An 18,291-nucleotide genomic window follows, 5' to 3' on the forward strand; every position below is an offset into this window, starting at 1 on the left:
GCGGACCGGAGCCGCACTGCCTTTCGCCGCCTACTCCGTTGGGCATGACGCTACGCTCGAACGCCTCCCGATAAAAGGGTCTCTGGCGGCCCGGAGTAAACCCGGCGAGAATGGGTGCGTGCCCCAACTTCGCGCCGGGACGGACAGCGGGGCGATGAACCCGGCAGCCCGCAAGGTGCAGCGCATCTACCTGACGCTGACACTGGGCAATACCCTTGCGGCCTCCTTCATCTGGGGCATCAACACGCTCTTCCTGCTCGATGCCGGGCTGAGCAACCTGGAGGCATTTGCCGCGAATGCCTTCTTCACCGCCGGCATGGTCCTTTTCGAGGTGCCCACGGGCGTGGTGGCCGACGGCTGGGGGCGCCGGGTCTCGTTCCTGCTCGGCACCGCCACGCTGTCCGTCTCAACGCTGCTTTACTACCTGCTGTGGCAGGTTTCCGCGCCGTTCTGGTGGTGGGCGGCGGTCTCCGTGCTGCTCGGACTGGGCTTCACGTTCTTCTCCGGAGCGGTGGAGGCATGGCTTGTGGACGCCCTGCACTTCTCCGGCTACGACGGGGCATTGGAGACTGTGCTCGGCCGGGGCCAGATGGTGTCCGGCGCCGCCATGCTCATCGGATCGGTGGCCGGGGGCGTCATCGCCCAGGCAACAGACCTCGGAGTGCCTTTCCTGCTGCGGGTCGGCGTGCTGATGGCCATGTTCATGGTGGCCCTGTGGCTCATGCACGATGTCGGCTTCACCCCCGAACGCTCGGCGCATCCCCTGCAGGCGACGCGCGCCGTGCTGTCGGCGTCCATTGAGAACGGCCTGAAAAATCCGCCCGTACGGTACGTGATGCTGTCCGCACCCTTCACGGCCGGCGTCGGGATCTATGTCTTTTACGCCCTGCAGCCATTCCTGCTGGAGCTGTTCGGTGACCGCGGCGCCTATGCGATCGCCGGACTGGCGGCGGCCATCGTGGCGGGGGCCGAGGTCGTCGGAGGCTGGCTGGCACCCCGGGTCCGGGGCCAGGTCCGCAAGCGCACCACAGTGCTGATCCTGAGCGGAACCGGGAGCGCACTGATCCTGGTGGCGCTCGGCTTCACCAGGGACTTCTGGACGGCCCTGGCCCTCCTTGCCGTCTGGGCACTGGTGGCGGAGGTCGGGATCCCCGTGCAGCAGGCCTACCTCAACGACATGATCGACTCCAGGCAGCGGGCGACGGTGCTCAGCTTCGCGTCCCTCATGGGTTCCAGCGGCGGCGTCGTGGTGCAGCCGCTGCTGGGACGCAGCGCCGATGTGTATGGCTACTCCGCCTCGCTGGCTTTCAGCGGCGTGATCCAGCTGCTCGCCGTGCCGTTCCTGTACGCAAGCCGCCGGCAGGGCGCTCCAGCCGACGAATCACACGGGCGCTGAGCCGCTCCCACGTGAATATTCCGTTGAGAGTCCTTGCCCGGCGGAGTAGCGTGACAGTACCGTCAACCCGCACTGCAACAACCCGGGAGCGACCATGCCACATCTGAGAAGCCGAGTAGCTGCCGTCACCACGGCCCTGGCGTTGAGCGTGACGGCGGGGGCCGTCACCACCCCGGCGTCAGCTGATGAGCGGGTGAGAGACAAGACTGCCACTGCGAGGGGGTACGGCGGCGCGGTGAGCACCGTGGATCCGGAGGCTTCCGCCGCGGCCATCGAAATTCTCCGCAGCGGAGGCAACGCCGCAGACGCCGCCGTGGCCGCGGCTGCCACCCTCGGTGTGACCGAGCCGTACAGTGCCGGCATCGGCGGCGGAGGCTACTTCGTCTTCTACAGCGCACACTCCGGCCATGTGAGCACCATCGACGGCCGTGAGACAGCGCCTGCGGCCATGCCCCGCGACGCCTTTATCGATCCCAAGACCGGCAAGCCCTACAACTTCACCCCCGAGCTCGTCACCAGCGGCGTCTCGGTGGGCGTGCCGGGCACCCCGGCCACGTGGGAGCGCGCCCTGGACCGGTGGGGAACGAAGGACCTCGACGACGTCCTCGAGCCCGCGATCGAGGTGGCCGACCGCGGCTTCGTCGTGGACGATACCTTCCGCCAGCAGACCCTCGACAACAAGCTCCGCTTCGAGGCCTTCACCTCGACCAGCAAGCTCTTCCTTCCCGGCGGTGACGCACCCGCCGTGAACAGCATCTTCCGGAACCCGGATCTTGCGGCCACCTACCGGCTCCTGGCGGACAAGGGGACACGCGGCTTCTATCACGGCGCGCTCGCCAAAGAAATAGCGGCAACCGTCCAGGCACCGCCGAAAACCAGGACCACCAAGCTGCCCGTCCCGGCAGGCCATATGACGACGGCGGACCTCGCCAAGTACCGCGCCCTGAACCAGGCGCCCACCCATGTGGAATACCGCGGGCTGGACGTCTATGGAATGGCGCCGTCGAGCAGCGGCGGCACTACCGTGGGTGAGGCGCTGAACATCCTCGAACCGTTCAACCTTTCGGAAATGTCCAAGCCCAGCGCGCTGCACCATTACCTTGAAGCCAGTGCGCTCGCCTTTGCGGACCGCGGCAAGTACGTCGGCGATCCGGCATTCGTCGACGTTCCCACCAAGGCCCTGACCGACCCGCTGTTCGGCAAGGAGCGCTCCTGCAAGATCAACCCGAAGCTTGCAGCCGTGAAACCGGTGGCCCCGGGCGACGTGGCAAACTACGACGGCGCGTGCCCGGCCACCGCGGCGGTCCCGGCCCGCGAGACGGACACCGAGAACATCTCCACTACCAACCTGACCGTTGCCGACAAGTGGGGCAACGTCGTCGAGTACACGCTTACCATCGAGCAGACCGGCGGGTCAGGCATTGTGGTGCCCGGCCGCGGATTCCTGCTGAACAACGAGCTGACGGACTTCTCCACCGTGTACGACCCCAAGGACCCGAACCGGATTGAGCCCGGCAAGAGGCCGCGGTCCTCGATGTCTCCGACGATCATCCTCGAAGACGGCGAGCCGTTCCTTGCCCTTGGTTCTCCCGGCGGATCGACGATCATCACCACCGTCCTGCAGACGGTCCTGAACAGGGTGGACCTGGGCATGAGCATCTCGGACGCCATCAAGGCTCCTCGTGCGGCACAGCGGAATTCCGAGAAGGTGACGGCCGAGCCCGCGTTCATCGGGGCTTACGGAAAGGAACTGATGCCGTTCGGCCACCAGTTCACCCCCTCGGGTGATGCGTTCACGTCGGCAGCCGAGATCGGCGCGGCCACGGCCATCGAGTTCAGGTCCGGCGGACGCATGATCGCCGCGGCGGAGCCGGTGCGGCGCGGTGGAGGCTCAGCCATGGTGGTCAAACCCTCCCGGTGAGGGCCGTCGTCGGGGTCACGCTAGCCGGGATCGGGTCATGGAGTGCCGGGCACGGGAGGTACCTGTGCATTACGTTGAGCACGGTGACGGGGCGCCGGTCCTGGTGCTGCACGGTGCAGGCGTGGACCACCGGGAGATGCTCGGCGCCATCGAACCGGTATTCAACGGGCTGTCCAATTACCGTCGCGTCTACCCCGATCTGCCGGGCATGGGCCATACTCCCGCGCCCGACACGCTCACTGGCGCCGACGACGTCCTCGACGTCCTGCTCGCCTTCGTTGACGGTGTGATCGGTGATGGGCGGTTCCACCTCATCGGACACTCTGCCGGTGCATACTACGCCCGGGCCATCGCCGGCCGCCGTCCTGACCAGGTGGCCGGACTAGCGCTGATCTGTCCGCTGGGGGAAGAGGTGCGGGACCTGCCGGCGCGCCAGGTCCTGGACGCTGAGGTCGACCCTGATGAAACGCTCGGCGCGGCCGCAGCCAACGAATTCCGCGACTATTTCGTAGTGCAAACGCAGACCACGCTGGACCGGTACAAGGAGTATGTGCTCCCCGGCATGGGCCTGGCCGACGACGCCGCCCTCGAACGGATCGGCCGGCACTGGTCATTCAGCAGCGGTCCCGCGGAGGGGTTGCCGTACACCGGCCCCGTCCTGATCATCACGGGACGGCAGGACTCCACGGTGGGATACGCCAGCCAGTGGGATCTGCTCGGGCACCTTCCACGGGCCACCTTCGCTGTGCTTGACCGCGCGGGCCACGCGCTGCCGCACGAGCAGCCCGGCCTCATCAAAGCGCTGATCATCGAGTGGCTGGACCGTGTGCACGCGATGGACCCAGGCTAGGCCGTTTACGTTCCGGGGGAGGCTGCGGGCGGCAGCAACTGCCGGTTCCTGATCTGCGACGGTCCGAACTCCACCCGGAGCGGACGGATCTCCCACGATCCGCTCCGCTCCCGAGAGCGGCCTTGGTCCCTTGACCTTCCTTCCCCTGGGCTGCCCTCATGCTTTGGTTTGCCCACGGCCACGTGAGGGTGCCACCGCGGGTACCTGTAACCCAGTGCGCGGGAGCTGAGGATGAAGTCGTCAGGGTTGTCCACCAGCAAGTCATCCAGCAGTTCGCGGAGGGCCTGGACGAGCGAGACCTGGAATTCCCTGACGTGCTGGGGCACTTCCACCTCGAGTCCGGAGACTCTGCCGCCGCCGAACAGGACGAGTCTCTCCGCCGTTCCGGTAAAGCCCTCCAGGACAGGCAACGCGCGGAGCCAGTCCGCGGTTTTGACGGTAGCCGTGGCTGAATCCGTGGAGCCCTTGGTCCAGGCGGCAACGTCGGCGGCGAAGTCGTCGAGAATGCCGATATGAAGCAGGGTCATGTGGAGGCCCTGCGGCTTGCGCAGCCCGTCCGCGTACGCGGCGAGCTGTTCATAGTCGGAGGGCCGGTTGCCGACGCCGAGCACAGGAACCTCCACGGTGATTCGCGGTGGCCTCAACATCCGGACCTCCTTGTCCTGGGCGCTTGTCCTGGCCTTGTCCTGGCCCTTTTCCTGCGCTGACTAGCCCTGTGAGCCATTGGCCAGTCTGGCTCCTATTCGGCTGGCGTGGGCTGCCGTCGCAGCCTATTGCCTGTAGATGATGCCATTATGCGCTTCCGGAGCCGTCCGGTCTCCGGTGCCCTCCGAGCCTCCGGCTTAATTGTCAGTGCCCCTCCTCATACTGTGGATATGGATAACGGCATGGCTGTTGCGGAGGTGTTGGAGGCTATCGCTGCCTCGGCGTTGGCGATGGCTGCCGAGGTCCGCAGGGCCGCCGACCCTGGCTCGGGCGACGCCGGTTTGGAGTCGGTGCCGGATCCTGTTGACCCTTTGGGGGAGCAGGCGACTGTGTGCCTGGACGGTTTGACCGGGGTGGCGGGGATGGAGGCCTGGCTTGCGGCAGTGAAGGTGCACCTTGCTGCCGGGTATGTCACGGCGGACGCGGCGATGGCAGTCCCGGGTGCAACCCCGCAGGATGCGGCCATCCGGCAGATGGCCGTGAGGGCGGAGGTGGCCGGCGCGCTGACCATTAGCGAAGGTGCTGCCGAACGGTTGCTGGTGGAAGCGGGCCTGCTGACCACGGAACTGCCGGTGACTCTTGCCGCGCTGCAGGCGGGCCGTATTTCGTGGCAGCATGCCCGGATCATGTGTGATGAGACTGAAGGGCTGTCACCTGAAGCGGCCGCGGCGTTCGAGGCCCATTTCCTGGACCCGGACGCTCCCGGCGCGGCGCGGGGCTGCTTTGCGGGGGACCTGGCCCCGGCGAGGTTCCGGGCAAAGGCCCGATACTGGCGGGAACGGCACCACCAGGACAGCATCGAGAAACGGCACTCCAAGAGCGTGAAGGACCGGCGGCTGGAGTACACCCCGGACCGGGACGGCATGGCCTGGTTCTCGGCGTATCTGCCCGCTGACCAGGCCGCCGGGATCTGGAACCGCACCACCGCCATCGCACGTGGTCTTCAAGGGCCCACCGAAACCCGCACCCTCACCCAGCTCCGGGCCGATGTCTTTTCCACCACGCTGCTCACACCAAACCCCGGGGCAGCCGGAGTAGAGGGTGCGCTGGCGGGTGGTGGAACAGCAGGCTCCGTCCTCGCGGGTGATGTGCCATCCCCGGCAGCGCAGGTCCTGGTCACGGTGCCGGTGTTCTCGCTGCTCGGCCACACCGACGAACCGGCCACCCTGGACGGGTACGGGCCAATCCCACCCTCGATGGCCCGCCGGCTCGTCGCCGACGGCGCAACCTCGTTCCTCCGGGTCCTGGTCGACCCGCGGGACGGGGCGCCGCTGGAGATCGGACGCACCAGCTACCGGCTCACCAAACCCATGCGGCACTGGCTCCACCTCAGGGACGCCAAGTGCACGTTTCCCAACTGCAGCAACCATTCCCTGGACAACGACGCCGACCACATCCTCGCCTGGGCCGACGGCGGCGGCACCGGCGTGGCCAACCTCGGCCAGCCCTGCCCCAAGCACCACCGACTCAAACACGCCACCGCGTGGAGACCGGTCGGCGCCACCAAGAACAACCCGCCCGGCTGGACCTCACCCGCCGGGCGCCACTACCCGGCCGAACACCAGGACTGGGAACCACCCACCTGGCCCAAGCTGATGCCGGGTCAGGACTGCGCGGAACTGATGGCCAGCCAAGCCTGTCCGGAACCGCCACTTGTCGAAGACTGGCCGGAGCCGCCGGGCCGGTTCGGCGCGCCACCCGACCAAGACTGGCCGGAACCGCCACTTGTCGAAGATCGCCCGGGGCCGCCGGGCTGGTTCGGCGCGCCACCCGACCAAGCCTGCCCGGAGCCGCCGGGCTGGTTCGGCGCGCCACCGGAACAAGCTTTGCCAGAGCCGCCCGACTGGCTTGATTCTCCGGATCAGCCAGACGAGCCCGATGACTTCGACGGCTACCCGGGCCTGGCCAGCTACCGGGTTCCGGAATCTTCGGTAGCACCCGAGGACTCCGACAGTGATCGGTGGCTGCAGGCTGTGTACGGCCAAGGACTGCCGCTGCCGCCGGACCCATTGCCTGACTGGCCAACCCGGACGGCCGCCTAGGAGGACACCTGCGTGTAGCTGCGGCAGCCGTGAGGCTACCCGGACAGGATCCGCACGTCCTGCTGCCTGCAAGCCGGTGCCAGCACCCACCGCTGCCACCGGCACAATGGAAGGGTGACTTCCGCACCCCTCACGCAAGACGCTCCGCAAGACGCAGTGGCACATCCAGGCCTCTTCAACCTGAAGTCCATTGGCTCGGGGCTGGTCTTCGCGGAGTCGCTGCCAGAGCTGGCCGGCGTGCTTCAACAACAGGGGGCCGGCGGAGCCGCGGTGGTCCAGGCACCTCCAGGCACAGGCAAAACAACTTTGGTGCCTCCGCTGGTTGCCAACCTTGCACAGACTTCCAACGTGGATGGTCAACCACGCATCGTCGTGACGCAGCCGCGCCGGGTCGCTGCCAGGTCGGCGGCCCGGCGGCTGGCGGCGCTGGACGGAACCCAGCTGGGGACCAGGGTGGGATACACCGTCCGCGGCGAACGACAGGCCGGCCCCGGCACCCTCATCGAGTTCGTAACGCCGGGCATCCTGCTGCGGCGCCTGCTGGCTGACCCCGGCCTAGAGGGCTCGGCCGCCGTGATCCTCGATGAAGTTCACGAACGCGGCCTCGAAACCGACCTGCTGGTGGGCCTTCTCGCCGAGGTGCGCCAGCTGCGCGGGGACCTCATGATCGTTGCCATGTCGGCCACCCTGGACGCTGCACGGTTTGCCGTCTTGCTGGGCGCGGATACCGGCGGTGATGAGAAGGGGGAGGCCGACGGCGGCGGCCCGGCTCCCGTCGTCGACTGCCCTTCCGCGCTTCACCCGCTGGAAACTGTATGGGTTCCTTCCCCGGCGCCGCGCCTGGACGGGCGGGGCGTGACGCGCGCCTTCCTGGACCATGTGGCGGACACCGCCGCCGACGCCCACGCCGACGCCCTTGCCGCCGACCCGGGCACGGACGCCCTCGTGTTCCTGCCGGGCGTTTGGGAGGTGTCACATGTGGCCGGGCGGCTGCGCACCCGGGTGGGTCCCGGCGTCGAAATCCTGGAACTGCATGGCCAGGTGGGCCCGGCTGACCAGGACCGCGCGGTATCCGGCCGCCGGAAAGGGGATCCTGCCCGGATCATCGTGTCCACAGCGCTGGCCGAATCGTCGCTGACCGTGCCCGGTGTCCGGCTGGTGGTCGATGCCGGGCTGTCCCGTGAACCGCGCCGCGACGCGGGCCGCGGCATGACCGGCCTGGTCACAGTCTCCTGCTCCCGGGCCTCCGCGGAACAGCGTGCCGGCCGTGCAGCGCGGCAAGCGCCTGGAAAGGTGGTCCGCTGCTATGACCAGAAGACCCTCGGGGCCGCTCCGGCGCACCAGACTCCAGAGATCGCGGTGTCGGATCTGACGGGTGCAGCACTGCTCCTTGCCTGCTGGGGTGCACCGGGCGGCGTGGGGCTTGCCCTGCCCGACATGCCGCCGCAGTCGGCGATGGCGGACGCCATGGAGGTGCTGCGGGAGCTGGGAGCGGTGGACGGGGTCGGCCACGCTACGGCACTTGGCAAGGCACTCGCGCGCATCCCGGCCGACCCCCGTTTGGGTCGTGCCCTGCTGGTTGGATCGGGACTATTGGGTGCGCGGAAGTCGGGCGGCGGGACAGCGGCCGAGGTGGTTGCCGCCGTCGCCGGCGACCAGCGCGCCGCCGGCGCCGACCTGCCCCGTCTGGTCTCAACGCTCCGCAACGGGAAGGATCCCGCCGCCCGGCGGTGGGCGGAGGAGGCGCGGCGGCTGGACACGCTGGCCAGGCAGCCGGCGTCCGGCGTCGGACTGCCCGCGGTGGAGGTGCCGGCCGGGACCGCCGAACAGGTCGGTTTGGTCGTGGCCCTGGCCTTCCCGGACCGGGTGGCACGGCGCGTTTCCGGCAGCGGGCCGGAACGCTACCTGCTGACCTCGGGCACCCGGGCCGGGCTCCCGGCCGGCAGCCCGCTCGCGGGACATGAATGGCTGGCGGTGGCCGAGGTTGCCCGTGCGGACGGCCGTGACGCCGCCGGCACCGGCGCGGTGATCCGGTCAGCCGCACCGCTCACGGCGGACACAGCAGAGGCCGCCGCCGCCCACCTGCTGCGCGACTCCGTGGAGGCGGCGTTCAGCCAAGGGAAGGTGACGGCGCGCAGGGAACGCCGGCTTGGTGCCATCGTCCTTTCGTCCACACCGGTTCGGCCGTCAGCCGGAGAGGGCCACGCCGCAGTGACCCGGGCCCTGGAAGAACAGGGACTCGGCGTCATCGGATGGTCGACGGCGGCCGACGGTTTGCGCCGCCGGCTCGCCCTGCTGCATCGGGAACTGGGCGGGCCATGGCCGGATGTGTCCGAGGAGGCGTTGTTGGCCCGCCTCGATGATTGGCTTGGTCCCGAACTGGAGGCGCTGGCCGGCGGGGCGTCAACGTCAGGTATCGACCTGGCGGACCCGCTGCGGCGGCTCTTGCCGTGGCCGGATGCTGCCCGGTTGGGCGAGCTCGCTCCGGAGTTTCTGGAAGTACCCAGCGGTTCCCGGATCCGGATCGACTATCCGGCTGTGACGGACGACGGCGGCAGACCGGTGGTGGCCGTCAAGCTCCAGGAATGCTTTGGCTGGGACCGGACACCACGGCTGGCGGATGGACGGGTCGCAGTCCAGTTCCATCTGCTGTCGCCGGCCCGGCGGCCGCTGGCCGTCACGGACGACCTCGCCTCGTTCTGGTCGGGTCCCTACAGCCAGGTCCGTGCCGAGATGCGCGGCCGCTATCCCAAGCACCCCTGGCCCGAAGATCCCTGGACAGCGACGGCAACCGCGCGGACCAACACGCGGAAGTAGCTAGAGCCCGGAACCAGTTACAGCTTGGAGGTCACACCGATCAGCCGGGCATACAGGGCCAGATGGTCATCGACCATCCGCTCGGTGCTGAAGCGGTCCTCCGTCCGGGCCCGGACCGTCGCCCGGTCGAGGTCAGCCGCGCGCAGCAGGCGGCGGGCCAGTTCGTCCGGCGACGAGGCGAGGTAGCCGGTGACGCCGTCGTCGACGATCTCCGGCGCCGAGCCCATATGGGTGGCAACCACCGGGGTGCCTGTGGCCATGGCCTCGATCATCACCAGACCGAACGGCTCCATCCACTGGATGGGGTTGAGCAGGGCGACGGCGGCACCCAGCAGTTCGTACTTCTCCGCGCCGCCCACTTCACCGAGGAACTCAACGTCCGGCCGCAGCATAGGCTGGACCACGTCGTGGAAGTACTGCACCTCCGCGGGTTCCCGCATTTTCGCCGCTATGCGGAGCGGAATCCCGGCCAGCTGGGCCACCCTGATGGCTTCCACCACACCCTTGTCCGGGCACATCCGGCCGAGGAAGCACGCGTAGCCGCCCTGTCCCAGCCCCACCGGAACGGCGGCCACCTCCATGCCGTGCGGGATGACGGCCGCAACCCGGTCTGCCAGTGCGCTGCTGACCTGGCTCCTGGAGATGGCGATCAGGGTAGTGTCCCGGGCCGCTGCACCATAGACGGCGGTAAAGGATGGGTTGAGGTCACTGTGAACGGTGGTCACCACCGGCAGCCCCTCGGGGCGTCCCCGGTAGAGGGGCCCGACGAGCGTGTGGTCATGCACCAGGTCCACCATGCCGTCCATCCCGGCATATGCGTTGATGACATGGCTGAGTTCGGAGGAGGTGAATCCAACGAGGTCAGGCTCGGATGTGCGCATCCCCGGAAGCTGCGGCACCGGGCAGTTGCTGTCCGACGGCGCAGCGAGCAGCACCTCGTGGCCTGCCCGGGAAAATCCCCTGGCGAGGGCGTCGACCACCAGTTCGATGCCTCCGTACCCGGTGGGGGGAATCGGATACCAAGGCCCCGCAATTAAACCGATACGCATCCGCAGCTCCCTTGATGTCCGGATGATTTTGAGACCGTTTTAATTACTGAGACCGTTTAGTTGTGGGTGGGATGTGGAAAGCGCCCCCGCCAAAGGCGCAATGTATGTCAGGGCGCCATCAGCCGCGCCAGCGGCGGACGGGGCTCATGCAGCAACGTCAGTCCCTGGCGCAGGCCGTCGATCGAGCCTTCGGTGCCGGTGGCATGCACAGTGATCCGGGACTTGTCCATCTGAACGTGGTCCGCCCGGAAGTTGCCGAATGCAGCCGGAAGCACCGGCGCCAGGCACACCTCCTCGCGGGGCAGGAGGGGATCGAAGCGGAGCAGGACCCGCATGAGGTGCACCGGGGCCGCGGAGGCCCAGGCCTGCGGTGAGCACGACGTGGGGAAGGGGACCGGCTGGGGAAAATCGTCCCGCGAGAACCCGCAGAAGAGTTCCGGCAGCCGTCCGTCGAACTGCTCCGCCGCGTCAAACAGGCCCATGGCGATCCGGGTGGCCTCCTCGACGAACCCGTACCGCATCAGTCCGCCCGCTATCAGGGCTGTGTCGTGCGGCCACACTGAACCGTTGTGGTAGCTGACCGGGTTGTAGGCGCCCATATCGGAGGCGAGGGTACGGATTCCCCAGCCCGTGAACATCTCCGGCGACATAAGCCGCTCCGCAACCAGGGGCGCCTTGTCCGCGTCCACAATCGCCGACCACAGGCAGTGGCCCATATTGGAGGCGCAGGCATCCACCGGCTGTTTATCCTTGTCCAGGGCGACGGCGAAGTAGCCTTTCCTGGGGAGCCAGAATTTTTCGTTGAACTCTGCCTTGATGTCCTCGGCACGGCGGTTCCACTTGGCGGCCAGATCGGTGTCGCCCAGCTGCTGGGCGAGCAGCGCACGTCCGAGGTAGGCGCCATAGACGTAGCCCTGCACCTCGCAGAGCGCTATCGGGGCCTCCGCCATCCGGCCATCTGCGAAGTTGATGCCGTCCCAGGAATCCTTCCAGCCCTGGTTCAGCAGTCCGTGCTCGTTGGCGCGCTGGTATTCCACGAAGCCGTCGCCGTCCCGGTCACCGTAATTTTGCACCCAGTCCAGGGCCCGGTCAGCGTGCGGCAGCAGCGAGTCCAGCAGGTCGCCCGCCAGCCCCCAGCGTCCGAGCTCCGCCAGCAGCGCCACGAACAGAGGCGTTGCATCCGCCGTGCCGTAGTAGGCCTGGCTGCCGCCGAGTGCCAGCCCGGCGGTGACGCCCAGCCGCACCTCGTGCAGGATCCTGCCCGGTTCCTCCTCGGTGTCCGGATCAACTTTCTGCCCCTGCAGCGAGGCCAGGGTCTGCAGCGTCCCCGCCGCCAGCTTGGGATCCACAGCCAGCGCCATGTAGGAGGACAGGATGGAGTCCCGGCCGAACAGCGCCATGAACCAGGGGGCGCCCGCGGCGACGGCAGCCCGTTCCGGATGCTCGGGGTCGAAGATGCGGAGGGCGCCGAGGTCCTCCTGGCTGCGGGTGAGCACCTTTTCCACGTTCTTGTCCGTCACGGTGAGCCGCGGGACATGTTCCTCCCAGGCCGCATAGCGCTGCGCGCCAACGTGAAGGGCCGTCTCGTGGGTGAAGGGCTGCTCGGGCCCGGCGCCGTCCACCAGGGGAGTGGTGAAAACGGTGGCGGACCACTTGCCGCGCGGGGCCAGTTCGGCGTCGAACGTCAGGGCGTCCTCGGTGACCGCGGCTCCCTGGGCGCTGATCACCACGCCGCGGTGGATGCCGTTGCGGATGGCGTCGATCTGCAGGGCCTCCGCCCTGACTTTCCTGCTGTGCTCGGCAGACGGCACCACTTTTCCGCCCTTGACGTCGAACAGGTCGCTCAGGTCAGCGTCCACCTTGATTTGGATGCGGCAGGTCAGCGGTTTTTCCGAGTAGTTGTGGACCTGGATGTCGTCCCGCAGCCCGGGCCCGACCTGCCGGTTGTGCTCCACCACCAGAGGACTCTCCACGGCGCCGTTGGCGCCGCGGGGCCGGCCGACGAACACCGCCCGGTAGGGTTCGCGGGTCTGGCCGGACAGCGGTTCCAGCGGAACGCCGTCGACTGTCAGCTGCCAGCGGGAGAGTATCCGGGTGTCCTGGTAGAAAGCGCCTTGCGGCTGTCCGGGAAACACGTCGCCGCTCTCGGCGGAGATGCAGAAGGAGGAACCCTCCACCACGGTCACCGCTGTCAGCCCGGATGATCCGGCACCGATATTTTCATTCCACGCACTCATCGACTGCTCCCTGGCGATTGGTCGGATGGCATGGGCCGGCCCGTGCGGCCACGTTATCCATCGTCCCCCTACCGGGATGACGCCGCAACGGTTATTCCTCTCCACCGGAGAGGGCACGCAGAGCCGCGCCGCCACACCGCCGGACTCCTGCGCTTGGGGACGTGACCCCTTGCTGATCAGCGGCTTTGGGTGTCGAATCTTCTTACTAAGGCCGCTAGGCGGCTCACGACTAGCACGCCGGGAGATGGTCATGTCGGTTAAAGGCACTAATGGCCGGGGCAAGGGTCCGGGCCGCGGCAGTTCCGATGTCAAGCGGGCTGACGCGTCGGCCGGGGCTCCTGTGGACAGGCCGGAGGGCATCCGCAACGTCGCGCTGGTGGGGCATTCGGGAGCCGGCAAGACCATGCTGCTTGAGGCCCTGCTCGCCGCGGCGGGGACCATCCCGCGGATGGGTTCCATCGTTGACGGCAATACGGTCAGTGATGCGGAACCGTCGGAAATCCACCAGCAGCGTTCCGTGGTCCTGTCCGTGGCGCCGCTGGTTTACGACGGCGTGAAAGTGAACCTGCTGGACACGCCGGGTTACGGGGACTTCACGGGCGAGCTGCGGGCCGGGCTGCGTGCTGCGGACGCGGCGCTGTTTGTGGTGTCGGCCGTGGACGGCATCGATGCAGCCACCACCGCGCTGTGGGCGGAGTGCGCCCAGCTGGATACTCCGCGGGCGGTCGTGATCTCGCGGCTTGATCATCCCAGGGCGAATTTCGACGCCGCCCTGGCCGCCTGCCAGCGGGCCTTTGGCCAGTCGGTGGTGCCCGCCTACCTGCCGGTCCGGTCCAATGGTGGCATCAGCGGGCTGCTGGGGCTGCTGTCCGGCAAGGTTTCGGAGTACGACGGCGAGTCCCCGGAACCCGCGGTCCGGGACGCCAGCGCCGATGAGCTCGCCGCTGCTGAATCCGAGCGCGGCACCCTGATCGAGGGGATCATTTCCGAGAGCGAGGACGAGTCCCTGATGGACCGCTACCTCGGCGGTGAGGACATCGACGTCGATGTCCTGGTGGGCGACCTGGAGACGGCTGTGGCCCGCGGCTCGTTCTTCCCGGTGCTGGCGGCGTCGGCAGAAACCGGCCTGGGCATGACAGAGCTGCTGGAGATGCTGACGCGGGCGTTCCCGACGCCACTGGAGCACCCTGTGCCCGACGTGACGGACCTTTCCGGTGAACCGGCAGGACCGCTGTCCTGCGACCCGGAGGGTCCGCTGGCGGCAGAGGTGGTGCGCACCACCATCGACCCGTTCCTGGGCCGGGTCTGCCTGGTCCGCGTTTTTTCCGGCACCCTGCGCGAGGATTCGGCAGTGCACGTCAGCGGCCGGGGGCTGGCCGAACGCGGCCACGAGGACCACGACAGTGACGAGCGGCTGGCCCACCTCTATTCGCCGCTGGGAGCGAACCTGCGGCCCATTCCGTACTGCGTGGCCGGTGATATCTGCGCCATCACCAAGATCGGCAGCGCAGAGACCGGCGATACCGTGTCGGCAAAGGATGCCCCGCTGCTGATCACCGCCTGGGACATGCCGGAGCCGCTGATGCCGGTCGCCGTCGAGGCCGCCACCCGAAGTGATGAGGATGCGCTGGCCAAGAGCCTGGGCAAGGTGGCCGCCGGCGACCCGACCCTAAGGGTGGAACGCAACTCCGAAACCCACCAGCTGATCCTGTGGTGCATGGGTGAGGCCCACGGCGAAGTGGTGCTGGACCGGCTCCGTGACCAGGGCGTGAAGCTGCAGACCGTGCCGGTGGTGACCCCGCTGCGGGAAACGTTCGCCGCGCCGGCCGCCGGGCACGGCCGCTATGTCAAGCAGTCCGGCGGGCACGGCCAGTACGCCATCTGCGACATTGAGGTGGAGGCGCTGGAACGCGGCGCCGGCTTCGAGTTCGTGGACAAGACCGTGGGCGGCGTGGTGCCGAACCAGTTCATCGGCTCGGTGGAGAAAGGCGTGCGGTCGCAAATGCAGAAGGGCGTCTCGGCCGGCTTCCCGGTGGTGGACATCAGGGTGACCCTGGTGGGCGGCAAGGCGCACAGCGTTGACTCCTCCGACGCCGCGTTCCAGTCAGCCGGGGCACTCGCGCTTCGGGAGGCTGCGGCGGCCGGGCGCATCCAGCTGCTGGAGCCGGTCTCCTCGGTCACCATCAGCATCCCGGACGAGTATGTGGGCGCGGTCATGAGTGATCTTTCGTCCCGCCGTGGCCGGCTCACGGGGACGACGTCGTCCGGCGGGGACGTCACGGAGGTCACCGCCGAGGTCCCGGACGGGGAACTCCTCAGGTATGCGGTCCAGTTGCGGGCTTTGACCGCAGGCACCGGCCGGTTCCGCCGCAGCTACCTGCGGCACGAACCCGTTCCGGGCAACGTGGCCCCGGCGGCCGCGAACGCGTAATACTCCCCGCTCCGGTCCTCCTCAGGAATCCAGTACCCCCTGGCCGCGGCCAGTACGCCCTAGCCGCGGACGGGGCCGTTGGCACGCATAAACGCAGCGACCGGGGCCGCGAGCGAGGCACCGATGTCTTCGGCGCTGCGCTTGTTTCCGGCAACCGCGAATGAGTGGTCGCCGCCCTCGCACCACTGCAGCGTGGCGGTCGGCCCGATCTTGGAAACCACCCCTTCCAGCAGTTCCCGCGTGGCGAAGGTGTCGCGGGTCCCCTGGAGGAACAGCATGGGGGTTTCCAGCCCGTAGAGGTGCTCGTCGCGGAGCTTCTCCGGCTTGCCCGGCGGGTGCAGCGGATAGCCGAGATACACCAGGCCGGCTGCGGGCATGCCTTCCGCCACGGCCATGGAGGCCATGCGGCCGCCGAACGACTTCCCGGCCGCCCACACCGGCTCGCCTTCCCCAGCGGATCGGGCGGCCGCTTCGGCGATGGCCGCCCGCCAGGTGGCAATGGCCGCAGGCGGACGGTCCGGGAACTTCCGGCCGGCCTCGCGGTAGGGGAAGTTGAAGCGCAACGTGGCCACGCCGTCGTCGTTCAAAGCGGCGGTAAAGCCGCGCATGAAGGGGTGCTCCATGCCCGCGCCGGCGCCGTGGGCCAGCACGAGCGTTGCGAACGGTTTGGCCGGCCGCGCGTAGGCGCCGGAGACGTTGCCGTCGCCGACGGCGATGGTGACGGGGGTATCAGCTGTGGGCATGATTCCATCATGCCCGATCCGCAGCAGGAGACCTCAGGAAGGCGGGACCACCCGCAGCCAGGCGTAGTCCTGCGGACGCAGCACCAGCCCTTCGTCGATCCGGACCGGCTCCCCGGCAAACAGGTCCAAGGCTTCGGCCGCGAACCCGGACAGCGTTTCCGCCGACACCACCTGCGGGCTGTCACTGAAATTAGCCAGGGCCAGAACCACCGTTCCGTGGCCCGGACGCTGGTAGCCGAGCACGGCGGGATTATTCGTGGTGAACGGAACCAGCCGGGTACCGGCCAGCTCCGGAGTTGCGGCGCGGACCTCCGCCAGCCGCCTCAGTCCCGCGTACACGGCCCCTTCGGGCGTGGCCGGGTCCAGGCGCTTGGCGTACTTTTCGGCGGGGAACTGCGGCCGGTGAACCCACCGGCTGTCGGCCTCGTGGCCGTCCTCCTGCGCGTAGCCGTAGTCGTTGAGCTGGCCGACCTCGTCACCCAGGTAGAGCAGTGGGATGCCGCCGGTGCTGAAAGCCACCGAGTGTGTCAGCAGGACGCGGCGGATCGCCTCAGCCGAACCGTCCTCCAGGCCGCACAGGGACGCCGTCGTGCCGGAGATGCGGCAGTCGCCGGTGCGCGGGTTGTCCTGGAACGGCACGCCATGGGCGAAGCTGCCGGGGAACCGGTTGACGTAGAACGAGTTCAGGAACCGGCGGTGGTCGAAGCCGTTGATGCCGAACTCGGCGGCATCCTCGTCGGCGAAGGTCCAGCCGATGTCGTCATGGCTGCGCACGTAGTTCACCCAGGAGGTTCCCGGCGCGATGTTGTGTCGCCGCTCGAGGGCCTGTGCCAGCAGCGACACGTTCCGCGTGGCCAGGGCCTCCCAGGTCAGTGCCATCTGCAGCGGGTTGTAGGAGAGCTGGCATTCGGCCGGGTCGATGTACAGGGCCACCTCATCCGGGTGCACGATCGCCTCGGACTTGAACAGCAGCGCCGGCGCCGCGATCCGGCAGACGGCGTTGAAGGCCCGCAGCAGGGTGTGTGCCTCGGGCAGGCTTTCGCACGGCGTGCCCAGCTGCTTCCAGATGAAGGCCACCGCGTCCATCCGCAGGATGTCCACGCCCAGATTCGCCAGGAACAGCATCTCGCCGGCCATGGCCCGGAACACCTCGGGATTGGAGTAGTTCAGGTCCCACTGGAACGTGTGGAATGTGGCCCAGATCCAGCGGCCGTCCGGCAGCTGCACGAAGGAGCCGGGGTGGTCTTCGGGAAAGATCTCGCGCACGTCCTGTTCAAAGGCATCGGGCATGGTGCGGTCCGGGAAGATCCAGTAGTAGTCGCTGTAGCGCGAATCGCCCTCAGCCGCCCGCCGCGCCCACTCGTGCTCGTTCGAGGTGTGGTTGAAGATGAAGTCGACCACCAGGCTGATGCCGTTTGCCCGCAGTTCCGCGGCCAGGGCGCGGAGCTGGTCCATGGTGCCGAGCTTCGGATTCACCTCGCGGTAGCTGGACACCGCGTAGCCGCCGTCGGACAACGGCTCCGGGGCAAGGAACAGCGGCATCAGGTGCAGGTAGGTGAGGCCGAGTTCCTTGAAGTAGGGAATGCGGGCGCGCACACCCTCCAGGTCGGCCGCGTACCGGTCCACGTAGCAGACGCCGCCCAGCATGCGGTTGGACTGGAACCATTCGCTGTTCCCTTCCCGGCCGGCGTCGAGCTGCTTGAGGTCAGCCGGACGGTCCTGCCAGGAGCGGGCGATCTCCAGGACCAGCCCGCCTAGCTGCTCCTCGACATCCGGCCGTGATCCGTACAGCGAACGGAACAACCTGGACAGGTCGGGGTAATGCCGGTCGAAGCGCTCCACAAGCGCCCTCCAGTCACCGCTGCCCGTTACGAGGCCGGCCTGTGCGGCCGCCGTGCGGAACAGCTGCTGTTCACCGGGTTCCCGGGCGTCGAATGGTCCTTGGGTAGCGTCCAGACTCGCGGATTCAACCATGGAACGGGACTCCTTTGGATGCTCTGCGCCTGGCGGCGCCCGTGGGTTTCATCCTTACAGATGGTCCCGCCCCTGCCCAGAGAGCGGGCAGATGTTTCTGCGTGCCCGCCGCTCGATGCCCGACGG

11 protein-coding genes are annotated in these 18,291 nt (G+C 68.3%); 6 read left to right on the top strand and 5 right to left on the bottom strand.

The window, feature by feature from the left end; translation table 11 throughout:
- Positions 1–154: 154 nt before the first annotated feature.
- The 3 genes from ACFUTU_RS12095 to ACFUTU_RS12105 all read left to right on the top strand — a co-directional run bounded on the left by ACFUTU_RS12095 (position 155) and on the right by ACFUTU_RS12105 (position 4,167).
- Positions 155–1,396, top strand: a complete 1,242-nt coding sequence (locus ACFUTU_RS12095; protein ID WP_377964585.1) for an MFS transporter — start codon at positions 155–157, stop codon at positions 1,394–1,396.
- A gap of 94 nt (positions 1,397–1,490) precedes the next feature.
- Positions 1,491–3,317, top strand: coding sequence for a gamma-glutamyltransferase (ggt, locus tag ACFUTU_RS12100; protein ID WP_377964510.1), 1,827 nt, complete (start codon positions 1,491–1,493; stop codon positions 3,315–3,317).
- 64 nt (positions 3,318–3,381) lie between these two features.
- The gene (locus ACFUTU_RS12105) at positions 3,382–4,167 is read left to right on the top strand and encodes an alpha/beta fold hydrolase (protein WP_377964512.1); all 786 of its coding nucleotides are present in this window, start codon (positions 3,382–3,384) and stop codon (positions 4,165–4,167) included.
- A 5-nt stretch (positions 4,168–4,172) separates the two neighbouring features.
- On the opposite strand, the gene ACFUTU_RS12110 is transcribed toward ACFUTU_RS12105, so the two are convergent.
- Positions 4,173–4,814, bottom strand: coding sequence for a hypothetical protein (locus ACFUTU_RS12110; protein WP_377964514.1), 642 nt, complete (start codon positions 4,812–4,814; stop codon positions 4,173–4,175).
- A gap of 240 nt (positions 4,815–5,054) precedes the next feature.
- On the opposite strand from ACFUTU_RS12110, the gene ACFUTU_RS12115 reads away from it, so the two are divergent.
- Positions 5,055–6,914 carry a DUF222 domain-containing protein gene (locus ACFUTU_RS12115; protein ID WP_377964516.1) on the top strand — a complete coding sequence of 620 codons (1,860 nt, stop codon included), beginning with the start codon at positions 5,055–5,057 and terminating at the stop codon, positions 6,912–6,914.
- Between the two features lie 156 nt (positions 6,915–7,070).
- Complete coding sequence (hrpB, locus tag ACFUTU_RS12120; RefSeq protein ID WP_377964518.1) at positions 7,071–9,731, top strand: ATP-dependent helicase HrpB; 2,661 nt, start codon at positions 7,071–7,073, stop codon at positions 9,729–9,731.
- A gap of 17 nt (positions 9,732–9,748) precedes the next feature.
- Here hrpB and ACFUTU_RS12125 read toward each other — a convergent pair whose 3' ends face one another.
- The gene (locus ACFUTU_RS12125) at positions 9,749–10,780 is read right to left on the bottom strand and encodes a glycosyltransferase family 4 protein (RefSeq protein ID WP_377964520.1); all 1,032 of its coding nucleotides are present in this window, start codon (positions 10,778–10,780) and stop codon (positions 9,749–9,751) included.
- Positions 10,781–10,887: 107 nt separating this feature from the next.
- Positions 10,888–13,017 (bottom strand): glycogen debranching N-terminal domain-containing protein, encoded by a 2,130-nt coding sequence (locus tag ACFUTU_RS12130; RefSeq protein ID WP_377964522.1) that lies wholly within the window; start codon positions 13,015–13,017, stop codon positions 10,888–10,890.
- Between the two features lie 250 nt (positions 13,018–13,267).
- Here ACFUTU_RS12130 and ACFUTU_RS12135 point away from each other — a divergent pair, with 250 nt between their 5' ends.
- Positions 13,268–15,448: an elongation factor G-like protein EF-G2 gene (locus tag ACFUTU_RS12135; protein WP_377964524.1), complete on the top strand. Its 2,181-nt coding sequence runs from the start codon at positions 13,268–13,270 to the stop codon at positions 15,446–15,448.
- 59 nt (positions 15,449–15,507) lie between these two features.
- Here the strand turns inward: ACFUTU_RS12135 and ACFUTU_RS12140 are convergent, their stop codons facing one another.
- Both ACFUTU_RS12140 and ACFUTU_RS12145 read right to left on the bottom strand, forming a co-directional pair.
- Positions 15,508–16,191 carry an alpha/beta fold hydrolase gene (locus ACFUTU_RS12140; protein WP_377964526.1) on the bottom strand — a complete coding sequence of 228 codons (684 nt, stop codon included), beginning with the start codon at positions 16,189–16,191 and terminating at the stop codon, positions 15,508–15,510.
- Positions 16,192–16,224: 33 nt separating this feature from the next.
- A complete protein-coding gene (locus ACFUTU_RS12145) occupies positions 16,225–18,165 on the bottom strand; it encodes an alpha-amylase family protein (RefSeq protein WP_377964528.1) in 1,941 nt (646 codons plus the stop codon).
- Positions 18,166–18,291 lie beyond the last annotated feature (126 nt).

Source organism: Arthrobacter sp. NPDC057388 (genome assembly GCF_042668165.1).
Classification (GTDB): Bacteria; Actinomycetota; Actinomycetes; order Actinomycetales; family Micrococcaceae; genus Arthrobacter.